13 protein-coding genes are annotated in these 15879 nt (G+C 45.6%); 4 read left to right on the plus strand and 9 right to left on the minus strand.

What is annotated here, in order from left to right:
• Positions 1-46: 46 nt before the first annotated feature.
• Positions 47-1024: a 2-hydroxyacid dehydrogenase gene (locus tag KFE98_08935; protein UTW64245.1), complete on the plus strand. Its 978-nt coding sequence runs from the start codon at positions 47-49 to the stop codon at positions 1022-1024.
• On the opposite strand, the gene KFE98_08940 is transcribed toward KFE98_08935, so the two are convergent.
• The 3 genes from KFE98_08940 to KFE98_08950 form a co-directional block, all read right to left on the minus strand.
• Positions 1016-2008 (minus strand): glucosaminidase domain-containing protein, encoded by a 993-nt coding sequence (locus tag KFE98_08940; protein ID UTW64246.1) that lies wholly within the window; start codon positions 2006-2008, stop codon positions 1016-1018. The genes KFE98_08935 and KFE98_08940 overlap by 9 nt on opposite strands.
• Before the next feature lie 143 nt (positions 2009-2151).
• The gene (locus KFE98_08945) at positions 2152-3063 is read right to left on the minus strand and encodes a 1-aminocyclopropane-1-carboxylate deaminase/D-cysteine desulfhydrase (GenBank protein UTW64247.1); all 912 of its coding nucleotides are present in this window, start codon (positions 3061-3063) and stop codon (positions 2152-2154) included.
• 55 nt (positions 3064-3118) lie between these two features.
• Positions 3119-4162: an SRPBCC family protein gene (locus KFE98_08950; protein UTW64248.1), complete on the minus strand. Its 1044-nt coding sequence runs from the start codon at positions 4160-4162 to the stop codon at positions 3119-3121.
• A gap of 129 nt (positions 4163-4291) precedes the next feature.
• On the opposite strand from KFE98_08950, the gene KFE98_08955 reads away from it, so the two are divergent.
• A complete protein-coding gene (locus tag KFE98_08955) occupies positions 4292-4495 on the plus strand; it encodes a hypothetical protein (protein ID UTW64675.1) in 204 nt (67 codons plus the stop codon).
• A complete protein-coding gene (locus KFE98_08960; protein ID UTW64249.1) occupies positions 4458-6458 on the plus strand; it encodes a urocanate hydratase in 2001 nt (666 codons plus the stop codon). Before KFE98_08955 ends, KFE98_08960 begins: the two co-directional genes overlap by 38 nt.
• 79 nt (positions 6459-6537) lie before the next feature.
• Here the strand turns inward: KFE98_08960 and KFE98_08965 are convergent, their stop codons facing one another.
• The 5 genes from KFE98_08965 to KFE98_08985 all read right to left on the minus strand — a co-directional run bounded on the left by KFE98_08965 (position 6538) and on the right by KFE98_08985 (position 12779).
• The gene (locus KFE98_08965; GenBank protein UTW64250.1) at positions 6538-6957 is read right to left on the minus strand and encodes a hypothetical protein; all 420 of its coding nucleotides are present in this window, start codon (positions 6955-6957) and stop codon (positions 6538-6540) included.
• Positions 6958-6983: 26 nt separating this feature from the next.
• On the minus strand, positions 6984-7754 hold the full coding sequence (locus KFE98_08970) for a T9SS type A sorting domain-containing protein (GenBank protein ID UTW64251.1): 771 nt from the start codon (positions 7752-7754) through the stop codon (positions 6984-6986).
• Between the two features lie 323 nt (positions 7755-8077).
• Positions 8078-8473: a hypothetical protein gene (locus KFE98_08975; protein UTW64252.1), complete on the minus strand. Its 396-nt coding sequence runs from the start codon at positions 8471-8473 to the stop codon at positions 8078-8080.
• Positions 8474-8888: 415 nt separating this feature from the next.
• Complete coding sequence (locus KFE98_08980; GenBank protein UTW64253.1) at positions 8889-10322, minus strand: hypothetical protein; 1434 nt, start codon at positions 10320-10322, stop codon at positions 8889-8891.
• 9 nt (positions 10323-10331) lie between these two features.
• Positions 10332-12779, minus strand: coding sequence for a phenylalanine--tRNA ligase subunit beta (locus KFE98_08985; protein UTW64254.1), 2448 nt, complete (start codon positions 12777-12779; stop codon positions 10332-10334).
• Positions 12780-12901: 122 nt separating this feature from the next.
• Between KFE98_08985 and KFE98_08990 the strand changes: the two genes are divergently transcribed.
• Positions 12902-13759: a hypothetical protein gene (locus tag KFE98_08990; protein UTW64255.1), complete on the plus strand. Its 858-nt coding sequence runs from the start codon at positions 12902-12904 to the stop codon at positions 13757-13759.
• On the opposite strand, the gene recG is transcribed toward KFE98_08990, so the two are convergent.
• Positions 13756-15855 carry an ATP-dependent DNA helicase RecG gene (recG, locus tag KFE98_08995; GenBank protein ID UTW64256.1) on the minus strand — a complete coding sequence of 700 codons (2100 nt, stop codon included), beginning with the start codon at positions 15853-15855 and terminating at the stop codon, positions 13756-13758. The genes KFE98_08990 and recG overlap by 4 nt on opposite strands.
• Between the last annotated feature and the right edge of the window lie 24 nt (positions 15856-15879).

Here is a 15879-nt window from a genome sequence, read left to right on the forward strand (position 1 = left end):
CGAGCGAGAAAAACTAATTTTACCGTTCACTAAAAAATGGCGCACTTTGGCACAATCTCGCATACTATTCATCGACAGTGTTCACCCGATATTAAAAAATGAATTGGAATCCATGGGCTTTGAATGCCATTGGCATGTTGACCATAGCCAGGAACAGATACAAGCTGAAATTGCAGATTATGTGGGCGTTGTCATTCGTTCTAAGTTTCCGATGAATCGGGAAATGATCGATCGGGCGAAGCAACTTCGGTTTATTGCTCGTTCGGGAGCCGGAATGGAAAATATTGATGTCGAATATGCCCGGGAAAAGGGTATTCATTTGTTTAATTCGCCAGAAGGAAACCGCGATGCCGTGGGTGAGCAAGCCGTGGGAATGTTGCTAAGCTTGATGCAAAATCTGCGTCAGGCCGATCAGCAGGTACGACAGGGTATTTGGGATCGGGAAGGCAACCGGGGAATTGAGCTCATGGGTCGTCATGTTGGATTAATTGGCTACGGTAATATGGGGCAGGCCTTCGCTCGAAGACTGAGCGGATTTGGAGTGAAAACCTTGGCTTACGATAAGTACAAAAAAGAGTATTCCGATTCATTTGCGACTGAAGCTACGCTCAACGAACTCTTTGTAAAGGCAGAGGTGATCAGTTTTCATGTACCCCAAACTGATGAAACCATTTATTACCTCGACGACGATTTTGTGAGTAGCATGGAAAATCCCTTTTTCCTAATCAATACGGCCCGGGGTAAGGTTGTTCAGACAGACGCCTTGGTTCGTGGGCTGCAATCGGGCAAAATTTTGGGAGCTTGTCTGGATGTGTTGGAATACGAAAGCTCTTCCTTCGGGGATATATTCCAGCTTGAAATGCCTGATGCCATGAAGTACTTGATTGAGTCAGATCGAGTGATTTTATCTCCCCATGTTGCGGGCTGGACTGTGGAGAGCTATGAGAAATTGTCCACCTTCCTGGCTGAAAAAGTAAGGAATGCGATAAAAGAAGATCCAGATTGGATTCCCGGATTAGCGTAGTTTTATTTTCTGACCCACTTTCAAAGAAGTCCCCGATTCTATCTGGTTGCGTTTGGCCAGCTTTTTTAGCTTAATTCCATACATCTGGGAGATATCCCAAAGTGATTGGCCTTTTTTGACCGTGTGCGTTTTCTGATCGCCTTTAAACTTAGATCGTTTGGGTTGCAAATAGATGACCGTTCCAGCTTTTAGCGATGAGCCTTTTTTGAGCTCGTTGTAGCGCTTAATCTGCCAGTGCCCTAAGTCGTAGCGATCGGCAATCTTTTTCGGGGTATCCCCATTTTGAGCATAAACGAATCGAATTTTGTTTTTGGAAGTCCGAATTTGGGTATCCCATTTTTTCGGAGCCGAGGCCTGAGCAGTGCTCGATGAACCGGATCCCGAGCCGGATGTTTTGTCTCCTTTCTTGGGTGCATCGGTATAGATGGAACGACCACTTGAGCTTTCACCCAGTTTCTTCAGGTCGTTTTTGTCCATTTTGTCAAACTTCCACAACTCATTTTCCTCAATAATCCGGATGAGCAAGTCGGGGTATTTGGGATTGGTGGCGTATCCTGCTTTCTTTAATCCCTTCGCCCAGCCTTTGTAATCGGTGCGTTTGAGGTCAAATAGGAAGGAGTAGCGACGGTTGCGTTTCAAGAAGTCCGAGTGATCTTGATAAGATTGGTAGACGGAAGAGTAGACCCTAAAGCATTCGTCCTTCGCATCATCGTCCATGTAAAACCGTTTTCCAGTCCAGGAGGAGTGGCATTTGATCCCAAAATGGTTTTTAGCTTCCCGGGCCAATTTTGAGTTTCCGTAGTCACTCTCCAGCATGCCCTGAGCCAGGGTAATACTCGCAGGGACGCCACTTTTCAGCATTTCCGCTACGGCGTCTTGATCAAAAAACTCAATGTATTCTTTAGGAGAAATGCGGGCAAGTGCTAACTGACAGGTCAAAACCAGTCCAGTCACCCAGAGGTATTTTAAAATGGACTTCCCCACAAAAACAAAATTATAGGCCCTAGGATGTGACTTGGGCAAAAAGGATGCCGGTTTCGAACAGAGCGGTGTTGAACGTGTGAATTCTGAATTTTGAATGTTGAATTTTGAAATCTGAATGGGGGCGAGTTAATACCAATTAGAATTCAATACTCCAACAGAACTCCATGCCTTTGTTTCATGCCTGCATTGCCCTGCAAACCTCCGGTATGAACTACTACGATGCTCGAACCCTCTGGAAAATAATCGGTTTCGAGGCGCTGAATCAAGCCAAAGAAAAGCTTTGCGGTATAAACCAGGTCTAATGGAATGTGGTGCTCCCGGTAGAAGCTATTGGCGAAGGCAACCAAATCGTCTGTAATTCGAGCATACCCTCCAAAATGGAAATCCGTCCACAGCTCTGGAATGGTGGGTTTAGTCTCAAAAATTTTCCACAAAGCCGCTACTTCGTTGGTAATGAATTCACCCGATTTGAGAACGGGAACTCCAATGGCTTGTTGATTTTTGGATAGGGCAGAAGCAATACCGGCTAATGTAGTGCCTGTACCGGATGCCGTAAGGATATAATCAAAGGGCTCTTCTATTTCGTTAACCAATTCGGCGCAGCCTTGCATTCCTTGTACAGAATATCCACCCTCAGGAACCAAATGGACGGAACCGAACTGATCCCTTACCTGGTCAAGAAATTCGGTTGAATTTTTTTGGCGGTACTGTTCTCGGGAAATGAAATGCAGCTCCATACCGTGATCTTCGGCAAATTGCAGGGTAGGATTTAGCGGAGAGATGCGTTCCCCTCGAACCAGGGCGATGGTTTTGATTCCGGATAAATGTCCTGCGGCAGCTGTTGCCGCCAAGTGGTTGGAATAGGCTCCGCCAAAAGTGAGAATGGGTCGATTTTGTTGTTGGGCCTCTTGGAGGTGGTACTTCAGTTTACGCCATTTGTTCCCCGATATTTCTGGATGGATGAGATCATCCCGCTTGATCCATACCTGAATGTTTCGCCCATGAGCCTCAGGCAGGTTAAGTGATTGAACCGGAGAAGGAATTGTAAGATTCATGCAAAAAAAAGCCCCGAATTTTTAAAGACGGGGGCCAAAATTAAGTGTTGTTCAATTATTTAACCGGGTAGTAAATTTCGATAATCCATTTGCTCGGATCTTCTTCCTGCGTTGGATCGGTTACGTAAACTTCCCACGGTGCACCGGTAATTTCGATGTCATTGTCATCAGCGTATTTGGCAATGGAAAGGTGAGCGGTTTCCGTTTCCTCATAAGGGCCGGTAAAAACCACTTTCAGTACATTTCCTGCGTAAGACTCCATAGCGTCTACTTTGCGCTTGCCTTTGTCTACTGGAATACCCGCTTCAACGGTCGTATTCTTTCCATCCCAGTTGTGGTAAATGGCGAATGGATATCCAGTAGGAGCTACTTTTTTCTCATCCAAGATTTGCTTCACTTCGCCGTAGAGCATGCCCAATGTTTGAGACAATTCTTCTACCGAACAACTGTCAACCGAAGAAACATAGAAGAAAGAAGAAGTTGTGGTTTCTTCCACCGGTAGCATTTCGAAGTCTTCAGGATACTCCATACTTGGGGCTTCTTCTTTCATGACACTGGCCTTAGCCGCTCGAGCTTCAGCAATTTCTTTGATCGCCTTTAGTCCCTGCTCGAACTTAGGGCCAATCATATCGTCGATCATTTTACCCACCGGGCGCATTTCGAAAGGAAGATCTGCTTTGTCGTACCAGGTAAGTAGCGATCCGCTATCGGTTGCAACGCAGTTGAAACCTCCGTCAGAAACCATTTGCCAGGGGTGTTCGAAAATGATGGTGTAGCGAATAGAATCGTCGCCATAAATTTGGTTCATGGTCATCGTTCCGATTCCAACCGTATCCGCCTTGCTGTCCCATCGCATGCTGGATCCCACCGTGCCATCTTCGCCTTCATAGGTGAATTTTGCTTCCGGATCAGCCTTTTGCCAAGGAGACCAGTTTTTCCAGTTTTTGAAAGATTTGGTGCTCGCCATAATTTGAGCTGGAGTAGCCTTAATTGATATTCGGCGCTCCACGTAGTAGTTATCCGCAAGCGTGGCCCACCAAAATGCGATTAGGATTAACACCACGAAAAGGATTCCGAGAATTAATTTAAAAACTTTCATATGTAGTCAATTTGGGTATTGTCGTTACCAATTCTAAAAGTATATAATTTGGCAAAGGTGGTCCATAAAACCCAGTTTTTCTGCTTGATCGAGGAAGTAAAATTTTCGATCTTTGCACCGCGCAAAGCCATGTTTAATCAGTATAAGAATTTAGATCCGGAAGATTACTACCACCATGAGAATGGGTACCTGGTATTTACCGAAAAGTATCACCTCAAACGTGGCTACTGTTGCGAAAGTGGTTGTAGGCATTGCCCCTACGGCTACAAGGAAAAGCTTAAGAAAAAGAAATTAGATGAACTTCAAAGACGAAATAAGACAAGGAATTCCTGACGTTTTACCCGTACCGGCGAGCTACGATCCTACTGTGAATCATGCTCCCAATCGGAAAGACATTTTATCGAAAGAAGAAAAGGAGTTGGCATTGGCCAACGCTCTGCGCTATTTTGACAAAAAGCACCATGCAGAACTTGCCCCTGAATTCGCTGAGGAGTTAAAAGAATACGGACGTATTTACATGTACCGGTTCCGTCCGGAGTACCGCATGTATGCCCGGCCAATTGAAGAGTACCCGGCTAAAACGCCTCAGGCAGCTGCCATTATGCTCATGATCCAGAACAACCTGGACTATGCCGTGGCTCAGCACCCCCATGAATTGATCACTTATGGCGGAAATGGAGCGGTTTTCCAAAACTGGGCGCAGTACCTGTTGACCATGAAATACCTGTCTGAGATGACTGAGGAGCAAACCTTGGTGATGTATTCAGGACATCCTATGGGCTTGTTTCCATCTCATACGGATGCGCCACGTGTGGTGGTGACCAACGGAATGATGATTCCCAACTACTCCAAGCCCGATGATTGGGAGAAATTCAATGCCCTTGGAGTTACCCAGTACGGACAAATGACGGCCGGTTCTTATATGTACATCGGACCACAAGGAATTGTACATGGAACAACCATTACGGTTTTGAATGCTGGTCGAAAAATCGCCAAAGATGGTGAAGGGTTGGCTGGTAAGCTATTTGTGACCGCTGGATTAGGCGGAATGAGTGGAGCTCAACCAAAGGCAGGAAACATAGCCGGCTGTGTAACGGTGTGTGCCGAGGTAAATCCAAAAGCTACAAAAACCCGCCACGAACAAGGATGGGTTGATGAGGTGATTGAAGATATTGATGAACTGGTGACTCGGGTTCGCCAGGCAAAAGAAAATAAGGAAGTGGTTTCCATCGCCTACCAGGGTAATGTGGTAGATGTTTGGGAGCGCTTTGATGAAGAGAATGTATATATCGACTTAGGTTCTGATCAAACGTCGCTTCACAATCCTTGGGCTGGTGGTTACTATCCCGTGGGAATGTCGTTTGAAGCGGCCAATGAGATGATGGCTGAGAATCCGGCAGAGTTTAAGGAAGCGATTCAGTCCACTTTGAGAAGACATGCTGCAGCTGTGAATAATCATACCGCCAAGGGGACCTACTTCTTTGATTATGGGAATGCCTTCCTTTTGGAAGCCTCTCGAGCCGGAGCAGATATCATGGCCGAAGATGGCATTCGTTTCCGCTACCCATCCTACGTACAGGATATTATGGGGCCGATGTGTTTTGACTTTGGTTTTGGACCTTTCCGCTGGGTGTGTGCCTCTGGTGATCCAGCTGACTTACAGAAAACCGATGATATTGCTTGTGCTGTTCTGGAAGAAATTCGTCAAAATTCACCGGAAGAAATTCAGCAACAAATGGCGGATAACATCCAGTGGATTCAGGGTGCTCAGGAAAATAAACTGGTCGTTGGTTCTCAGGCCCGTATTCTTTACGCCGATGCTGAAGGCCGGATGAAGATTGCCGAAGCTTTTAACAAAGCCATTGCCAATGGTGAGCTATCCGGACCCGTAGTTTTGGGACGGGATCACCACGATGTTTCCGGTACCGATTCGCCTTACCGCGAAACGAGCAACATATATGATGGGTCTCAATTCACAGCCGATATGGCGGTACAAAACTTTGTGGGAGATTCCTTCCGCGGGGCAACCTGGATTTCTCTGCACAACGGCGGTGGCGTTGGATGGGGTGAAGTAATCAACGGAGGATTTGGAATGGTGCTCGATGGAAGTGATGAAGCCGATCGCCGATTGAAAATGATGCTGCACTGGGATGTGAACAACGGAATTGCTCGTAGAAGTTGGGCCCGTAATGAGGGCGCTGTTTTCGCTATTAAAAGAGCGATGGAGCAAGAAAAACGATTGAAGGTTACCTTGCCAAATAGCATCGACCCTTCGGTGGTTCAGGATCTGTTTTAAGCATAATCAGAAATCCCAAAAAACGAAAAGCCGCTTTTTCGCAAAAACGGCTTTTCATAGAGTTTAAAGAAATAGTAGTCTATTCCCTCTTCTTTGCATCAGACTTGAGCTCGCAAGCTGTGCAATAAACGGTTACTGAAATGTACTTGGGGAAAACCCATCCCGAATCCTCATCGTCGTACGTGGGCTCAGGAACGTCTTTTACTTGTAAAATGCAGCCAGGAATTCCCTCGGAGCATCCTTTGCATTTGTACTTTCCGGATGCCACAACTTTTGCCAGTGCACGGGCAGTGATGGTCTTAATAGCCACCGTTTTCATGCTATCCGTTTGCGGGCCGGGAACCACTACATCAGAGTTGGCCAATCTTACGCGGGCTTGATCTTCAGCAGATTCTTCGCACTCAATTTTTTCTGGCCCTTTGTCAGAGGTTTGTCCATAAGCCGTCCAGCTGAACAACAACAGGCCTATAAAGGCAACTTTAAAAAGAATCGTTTTCATAGTTTTTTGTTTTTAAGGACTTAGAATTAGTGTTTGCTTACCGAAATCTTGCTGGTACCTGCCAGTTGATTATTGACTCTAACGTTTAAGATGTAAGTGCCATTAGGTACTTCCTGTAGATTGTGACTGCTGATGGAGAGGCTCTCAGGTACATCCTGTAGGCTTTCCTGATATACTTTTTTACCCGTCAAATCATAAAGCTCGATTTGGATGGTACTGTGATCTTGGGCAACGTTGATTTCGAGCGTTACCTTGTCCTGAACCGGATTTGGATAGATTCGCTGAATCATCGGAGTTTCATTTCCTGCCATGGCAACGGGCATATCAGAAACTTTTAAGGAGGTTGAGGAGGATTGCTCCAGGTGACTGTGATCATCGCCACGTGTTCCGCCTTCACTCGAGTCAGAATCGCTTCCGTCTACCGGTTTTACCGGACAACGGCGGCATCGAATGGTAATTTCGATTTTACCTCCTGGATATACCCAGGCTCCGGCATCATCATCGTAGGTAGGATCTGGAAAGGTTTTTACGTACATCTCACAATCTGGAAGATCGTCGTCACACTCTCCACATTTAAAGCGCTCCTTGGCACGTTCAAGGGCAATGGCTTTTGCTTTTTCGATAGCCACGTTTTTCATGCTATCGGTTTCCGGGCCATAAATCAAAACGCGAACTCGGTTCAGAATAACCTTGGTGGTTTTCTCCTTGTTGCATTGAATGGTGGTGATGGCCTGTGCCTCGGAGAAGCCCAAAAGGCATAGCATGGCCATGACCAAAAGAAATCTTGGATTAATCATTGAATTATAGTTTAGTATAAGTGCCTACTGGATAGAGGGTTTCGGCATTCCCTTGGCTACCAAACGATCCCCGATGCTAAACAAAAGTTGGGGTTGAAAATCATTGCCGAAATCTGGTGTCGCTCAATAGTCAGGATAAAACTATAATGGGTTCTGAATAAGGTCAAACGTAATTTTACGTGTTTTAAATCAGGTAGTTATACCTGTTGTTGCACGGCGCAAAAAAAACAGGCGCACAATCTGCACGCCTGTTTCTTCCCGGTGAATCCGGGATTGGGTTATGATGAGCACCCATGGAGCAATAGCTCCTCAATAGAACGTCTTTACATCCACTTGGCCAGAAAGCGGCGGAAGTCTTGTTTTAATTCGTTGTACACCTTGTGGAAGCCTTCCATGTTGTCACGCATGGCTCCATGGTCTTCAAAGTGAACGTGATCTACCGCAACGGGATGTTCTTTGGCAAATTCTGCCAATTCGTGTTCCTTCATTTTGATGCCGTGTAAGAACTCATCAATGTTTTGATTTTGAACAATAAACTGATTCTGAAAATGCTCCACCTCACGAAGGAAGTCGTGGTCGGTATTCTTGGCGGTTACTTCTTCCAATCGGTTTTGCAGAAAGATTAATTCATCTTTACAAAACTTGAGTTCTCGATTCCACATTTCATGTTCGAAATGAAGGTCTCCGATATATATGTTTTTCTTAACTGCAGTTTTCATGATGTGTTTTTTTAAATGGATTTTTTAGCAATAAATGGACTATTAAAAAAAGGGTGGTTAGGCTGGTTTTAGCAGCTGCCCGATCGCTCAGGCTTCGTTGTCAATCGCTGATTATATATGGCTTTCATGACTTTGAATTGAACTTTGTATACCCAAATTTACGAGGTATTGGCTTCAGGAAATATGACTTCTGTCAGGATGGATAACGATTGATGTTGGCTTCCTGAATTAGGAGAAAATCAGGCCGATGACCTAGCTCCGTAACCCTGGAAGAGCCAAGCGCAAATCGGCCTGCAGAAGGGGTTAAATCACCTTCCTTTTCCTACAAGATAGATAGCCTGTTGTTGGATCTCAATATGGACTTAGAAAGAAGTGGGCTTAGCTTAGGATTTGGTCAGATTTCCCAAGAATTTGGTTATTGTCCCGACCGGCGATAAAGTCGGTTGCCCGTATTTGAATATTCCTTGATCAATTGCACTTCTCGAGGAAGTCCAACGGTGTCTCCTGGAATGACGTAAAAATAGTTTTGCTTAGCCGATAAGCCATCGCGATTGAAGGGAGAAGTAATGGCTTCAGGATCGGCTACACGGTAGAAGTTTAGGGAGGGTTCAAATAGCCAGGTGATTCCAACATGTAAAGGAACAGGATCGTTGTATTGAGTCTGAAGTTCCTTAAAGGATTGGTAGACTTCCCGACTGTTCTCTTCGTACTTCCATTCCCGAGCCGAATGGGTATTTACCTGTAATGCAAAATTGAAAATCAAGCCGAACGCGATGATGACCGGTGGCCATTCTACAAGACGCTTAAACCGCTCGGGTAGAACCGGCAGCACTTCATCCAAAAACAAGGCAATGAAGTAAAAGAAAAGGGGGTAGAAGTACAAAGCCGTTCGAAAACTCAATAGATTTCGGTCAAACAGGGCTGCTCCTACTACTTGCAGCAGCACGGTAAGAATCAGCCCGAGACTCACGAATGGAAACCAGAATTCTTTTCCCGTTTTAGCTTTTTTCAAATTCCAGATAGACCAGGCACCGCCAACAAAAAACAAAAGGACCACGGTATACATAATGAGGTGTATCCAAAAGAGATCGACACCATCCGGAAAGATCATCAAAGCCAAGCTGAATACCGTTTGATAGACAAAGCTTTCTTTGGGACCGAAAAGGGTACCTGAAGAAATTAAAAACCTGAGTGGCTCATATAAGGTTAGAACCAGAGTGACCAAAAAGCCGAGAAGAGACCGGACAATCCATTTGTCCTTTTTTATCCACCCCCAAAGGAATAAGCAGCCGCCCAGGGGCAAATACAAATAGAGCAAAGTAAAGCTGGCCTCAATGGAAAGGAATGAGGCACCCAAGGCAATTATTAGGTGCTTCTTCTGAAGGTGGATCAGGTAAGCTCGCAGGTAATATAAGGCCGGAAGCAAAAAGGCCAACGATAGCCCGTAGCCTCTGGCCAAAGCGAAAAACTCCACCAGGTAGTGAATGCCGGTAAGGGCTACAAATAGAAAAATTCCATGGTAGCGATTACGTAACGATTGAGCCAGCTTAACTGCATACACGAGGTAAATGGCAAATCCGATCACATTGGGTATTCGAACCACCCAATCATCCACCCCAAAAAGGGATGAAAAGAACTTCATGCCCAGGGTATTCAGAATATGGTTGTTGGGCAATATGTTGCCCGTATTGTAACTGAATATTTCCAGATAGGAACGGTGAACGTACCGCAGAAAACTAAAGGCCTCGTCGTGGGTAATAGGAATGGCGAAAAGCCGAATAATCACATAGGTCAATAAAGCCACACTGGCTGAGTAGTAAAACCAATTTGCAACTTTACTGGGTGTCATTAGATTCGGTTAGAGCTCCCCTGAACGCAACTTCACCTGAAGTTCGTGTACCAATCGACCGTAAATTTTCTTGATCGCTTTGTCTACGACCTTATCGGTAAGCGTTTTGTCGGCATCCCGGAATTCAAACCCAATGGCGTAGGATTTTTCATTCGGCTCCAATCCTTTACCCTGGTAAACGTCAAACAGAAATACCCGTTCGAGAATTTTACGCTCGGTTTTCCAGGCAATCTCTTCAATCTGAGCAAAGTCGATTTTACGATCTACCAATAGAGCTAAATCGCGTCTTACAGATGGAAATTTGGGAATGTCTTTGAACTTAACCGCTTTTTTGGCGGCATAGGCAAAGAGTACGTCCCAGTTAATATCAGCGTGATAGACGGGTTGTCTAATGTCAAATCGTTTTTGGAATTCGCTGGAAACTTCTCCGATTTTAACCAAGGATTTGCCTCCAATTCGAAACTCCAAACCAAAGTTGAAGAGGGGAGAGTCAAGCTCTTTGCCTTGAAGGGCGTTCTCAGAAATTCCAAGGCGTTGCAGCAGGGCCATAACCAGTCCTTTAAGCTGGTAGAAATCCGTTTTACTTCCGTCGCTATTCCATTGCTCGCCGCGCGTTTTTCCACATTGGAACAAAGCCAGGTGGCTCACTTCTTCGCGTTGATCCGGATATTGATGGTAGGTTTTACCAAATTCCACCAATCTCAAATCCTGCTCATTGCGGTTTTGGTTCCACTGAATGGCTTCCAACCCATTCATCACCATGGATTGGCGCATTACGTTGAGGTCAGAACTCAGGGGATTAAGAATCTTTACGGAGTGATCCTTGTTCCAATCTCCTTCCCACTCGTAGTAGTCAGCTTTGGTCAAGGAGTTAGACATCATTTCAGAGAATCCGTTGGAGGCAAGGAAGTTGAGGGCCAATTGACGGGTAGCATTGGCATCCGGTCTTTGGTGATGGCCCATGGAAGTGCGCATCTGTTGCGGATCTTCAATTTCGTTGTATCCGTATACCCGAAGGATTTCTTCAATCACATCAATTTCACGGGTAACATCCACCTTAAAAGCAGGAACTTTCAAATCCAAACCGACAGATGAAGACTGAGTAATCTCAATCTCCAGATCCTTAAGAATGTGTTGGATCATATCCCGATCGATCTCTTTTCCAATCAGGCGATCAACATTGGCATACCAAAGCTGGACTTCAAAGCCAGATTGAGGTTCAGGGTAAAGATCGGTGGTAAGCGATACTGATTCAGCACCGGCAATCTCTTGGATCAATGCGGCGGCACGCTCAGCGGCAAAAACCGTAATTTCTGGATCAATTCCACGCTCAAAACGGAAGGATGCATCTGTATTTAGTCCGTGTCTCTTCGCTGTTTTTCTTACCCAAACCGGATTGAAATAAGCGGATTCGAGAAATACATTCTTGGTTTCTTCAGTCACTCCGCTGGTAAGGCCACCAAATACTCCAGCAATGCACATTCCCTCATCGTCGTTGCAAATCATGAGGTCTCGAGCATCCAGTTTGCGCTCCACTTCATCCAGGGTAACAAATGGAGTGCCCTCTTCGAGTGGCTGTACCACCACTTTTTTGCTCGTGATTTTGTCCGCATCAAAAGCGTGCAGAGGTTGACCCAATTCGTGCAATACGAAATTGGTGATATCAACCACGTTGTTGATAGGATTCAATCCAATGGCCAGAAGACGTTTTTGTAACCAATCCGGAGACGGTCCAACTTTTACCCCTTCCAGGTAGATACCAGCATATCGGGGACAAGCCTGGCTGTTTTTAATTTCGATTGAAATGGGGTTTTCTCCACTTCTTTCCAGGGCCGGAACCGTAGGAAGAGAAAGGGGACCGTGTTCTACTGAAAACCGGTTAAAAACGGTAGCCAAATCACGAGCCACACCGTAATGAGACATGGCGTCTGCCCGGTTTGGCGTTAACCCAATTTCGAAAACGTAATCCGTTTTAAGTTCAAAGTACTCGGCGGCTGGCATTCCTACAGGAGCGTCGTCCTTCAATACCATGATACCGTCGTGCGATTCACCCAGTCCAATTTCATCTTCGGCACAAATCATACCCTGGGAAACTTCTCCCCGAATCTTGGACTTTTTTATTTTAAAAGAATCTCCGTCTGGCGTAAAGAGTTCAGTGCCCACCAAGGCCACAATAACCTTTTGTCCTTTGTCTACATTGGGTGCTCCACAAACGATGGGAAGAGGTTCGCTACCCACTTCTACCAGCACTTGAGTAAGGCTCAATTTGTCGGCATTGGGGTGCTGTTGTTTGTCAACGACTTCACCAACAACGAGGCCTTGCAGCCCTCCACGGATTTCATCCACTTGCTCAATGCCTTCTACTTCCAGTCCGCAATTGGTCAGCAAATCACCTGTTTTTTCAGGGCTTTCGGTAAAGGAAAGATACTGCTGAAGCCAGTTGTAAGAGATCTTCATGTTTCGATAATTAGAAGCCGCAAAAGTAAAGAAATAACCATGTATTCAAGAGTTGATAAAGGCTTGAGTAGAAGGAAAAACATTAATTTCGCTTACCTGAAAAAGAACTTGTTAGTCGCATCATGAAAAAAGCCATATACCTCGCCATCAGCCTAAGCGTTTTGATCTCCCTAATTTGGGGCTGTAGCAGCCCTAAACCTTCGGCCATTGTTCTTGGGAATGAACAGTGGGCAGTGAGTCGCGCCCTGGCCTATATGACCAAAGCCGTATTAGAAGAAAAGGGCTTCAACGTTGAGATTAAAGATGAGGGAATCCAGAATATTTACCGCGGCGTTAATCAGTCGAAGATTGATGTTTTTATGGACGCCTGGCAATCTGGTCACGACGTTTACCTGTTTGAAAACAACCAAATGGAAGATTTGGGACCCGTTTTTCAAGGTTGTCGTTTTGGTTTAGCGGTACCTAATTATTACCCCATTGATTCCATTTCACACTTGCTTGCTGATAGTTCTGTTTTTGGCAACGTTATGTACGGCGTGAAAAAAGATGCCGGGGTTATGATTGCTTCTCAAACAGCTTTGAATGGCTATGGATTGGACCCCAGAATTGTGGAAATGGAAGAGGATGAGTTGATGAAACAACTGCAATTGATGATTGATCAAAAGCAAAACTTCGTTACCGCAGCCTGGACGCCACACTGGAAAATGAAATTTTACGACCTCAAGTTTTTGACCGATACTACCCATGTTTTTGATGAAACGGATCAAATTCATGCAGTGGCACGTCCTGGTTTTGAGAAAGACCAGCCCCGAGCGGCTGAAATCATTCGCAACATCTCCTTGACCGATGAGCAGATCACGGAATTGTTGATCCTTACCAAGGATGCCAGTACGCCAGAAGATTTAGGAAGAATTACCCGAGGATGGGTAAAGGACAACCAGGATTTGGTGAAATCCTGGACCGCAAATAGCGGATCTTAGCTGATCCGGCTCCAATTGGGGTGTTCGCGAATAAATTGCTTGAAGGCTTCTGCAATTTGCCTATTCGCTGGATCGGATAAGTCAGGATCTTTTTGAAGGAGTTGGTTAGCCGAATGTCGAGCTTGAATCAGCCAACTTTGATCTTTGGCCAAATCAGCAATCTTTAAATCCAATACTCCACTTTGTTGAGTGCCCATAATATCCCCTGGACCTCTTAATCTCAAATCTTCCTCCGCTACCACAAATCCATCGGTGGTAGATGTCATCACCTCCATCCGTTTATCACTATCGGCTGAAAGTTTGTCTCCTGTCATCAGAATACAATAAGACTGATCATTTCCCCGACCAACGCGACCTCGTAGCTGATGGAGTTGAGATAGGCCAAATCGCTCAGCACTTTCAATGACCATCACACTGGCATTGGGAACGTTAATTCCAACCTCAATAACCGTTGTGGCGATCAAAATATGGGCCTTCCCTTCTGAAAAGCGCTCCATCTCATAATCCTTGTCCGCTGGTTTCATTTTTCCATGTACCACGGCTACCTGATATTGCGGTCGTGGAAAGGCACGGCTTACACTTTCAAATCCATCCATCAAGTCTTTGTAGTCCAGTTTTTCAGACTCCTTGATTAAAGGATAAACGATGTATACCTGACGACCTCGGTCAATTTCGCTGCGTAGAAACTGAAATACATTAAGCCTGGCCCGATCGGTGCGATGGATGGTTTTTACTGGTTTTCGGCCAGGGGGTAATTCATCAATTACGGAAACATCCAGGTCTCCATAGAGCGTCATGGCCAGTGTTCTTGGAATGGGAGTAGCCGTCATCACCAATAAGTGAGGAGGGCGGGTATTCTTTTTCCAAAGCTTTGCTCGCTGGGCCACGCCAAAGCGGTGCTGTTCGTCAATGATGGCCAGTCCCAGGTTTTTGAATTGTACCCGATCTTCTATGAGTGCGTGGGTGCCAATGAGTAGGGCGATTTTTCCGTCGAGGGCTTCTTGCAGAATGAATTTGCGCTGGGCTGTTTTGGTAGATCCTGTGAGTATGGCAACGGAAATGTCCATGCCCTGGAGCAACTCGGTAATGCCTTCGAAATGCTGGTTGGCCAAGATTTCTGTTGGAGCCATTATAACGGATTGGTAACCATTGTCCAGAGCCATTAAAACGGTCATAAGGGCGACCATCGTTTTTCCACTTCCCACATCTCCTTGAAGCAGACGGTTCATGTGTTGCCCCTTGCCTAAATCCTGCCTGATTTCCCGGAGCACTTTCTTTTGGGCACCCGTCAATTCAAAAGGCAGTTTGTTTTGGTAAAACTCATTGAAATTGTCTCCAATTACTTTGAATGGGAAGCCGAGAAATTTCTTTTTATGGGCCAGTTGAGTGCGCAGCAGTTGGAGCTGGATAAAAAAGAATTCATCAAATTTTAGCCGAGCCTGGGCCTTTTGGAGCCATTCCTGCGAATCTGGAAAGTGCAAGTGCCGAATGGCTTGTTTCCGAGGAATAAAGGTGTATCGTTCCCTGATTTCTTGGGATAACGTTTCTGGGATAACGCTATACACTTGCTCGAGCAAAGCCCGCTGTAGTTTTTCAATACCACGGCTATTTAAACCTCGACCCGTCAGTTTTTCTGTGGTGGAATACACCGGCTGGAGTTGGGCATTGATCATCTTGGGAGCTTCGCTTACAAGGGTGATTTCCGGGTGCGCGATGTTGATTCTTCCTTTGAAAAAATTGGGCTTGCCAAATACGATAAAATCAACGCCTGGCTTTAAGGACGATTGGATAAATCGTCCGCCTTGAAACCAGATTAAATCAATGGATCCTGTTTTGTCAAAAAATTCAGCGACCAAACGTTTCTGGCGAGGCTTACCCACATTTTCCACCCGACCGATGCGACCCTTCATTTGAATGAAGGAATGGTCTGGACCAATTTCTCGGGCCGTGTAGTACCTCGATCGATCTACGTACCGAAACGGGTAGTACTGCAAGAGATCTCCAAAGGTGTGAATACCCAATTCTTTTTTGAGCAGCTCACCCCGTTTGGGGCCTACTCCTTTGAGGTATTCTATGGAGGTTGCCAGCAAATTCACCGTTGCAGTTTGCTGCAAAAATAA

The sequence above is a fragment of the bacterium SCSIO 12741 genome, assembly GCA_024398055.1.
Lineage (GTDB): Bacteria > Bacteroidota > Bacteroidia > Flavobacteriales_G > Salibacteraceae > SCSIO-12741.

Bases quoted from the DNA above. Each gene is read 5' to 3' on its own strand.
- KFE98_08945 (UTW64247.1), bottom strand. From the start codon at position 3,063: ATGAATCTTACAATTCCTTCTCCGGTTCAATCACTTAACCTGCCTGAG.
- KFE98_08950 (UTW64248.1), bottom strand. From the start codon at position 4,162: ATGAAAGTTTTTAAATTAATTCTCGGAATCCTTTTCGTGGTGTTAATC.
- KFE98_08955 (UTW64675.1), top strand. From the start codon at position 4,292: ATGTTTAATCAGTATAAGAATTTAGATCCGGAAGATTACTACCACCAT.
- KFE98_08960 (UTW64249.1), top strand. From the start codon at position 4,458: ATGAACTTCAAAGACGAAATAAGACAAGGAATTCCTGACGTTTTACCC.
- KFE98_08965 (UTW64250.1), bottom strand. From the start codon at position 6,957: ATGAAAACGATTCTTTTTAAAGTTGCCTTTATAGGCCTGTTGTTGTTC.
- KFE98_08970 (UTW64251.1), bottom strand. From the start codon at position 7,754: ATGATTAATCCAAGATTTCTTTTGGTCATGGCCATGCTATGCCTTTTG.
- KFE98_08975 (UTW64252.1), bottom strand. From the start codon at position 8,473: ATGAAAACTGCAGTTAAGAAAAACATATATATCGGAGACCTTCATTTC.
- KFE98_08980 (UTW64253.1), bottom strand. From the start codon at position 10,322: ATGACACCCAGTAAAGTTGCAAATTGGTTTTACTACTCAGCCAGTGTG.
- KFE98_08985 (UTW64254.1), bottom strand. From the start codon at position 12,779: ATGAAGATCTCTTACAACTGGCTTCAGCAGTATCTTTCCTTTACCGAA.
- KFE98_08990 (UTW64255.1), top strand. From the start codon at position 12,902: ATGAAAAAAGCCATATACCTCGCCATCAGCCTAAGCGTTTTGATCTCC.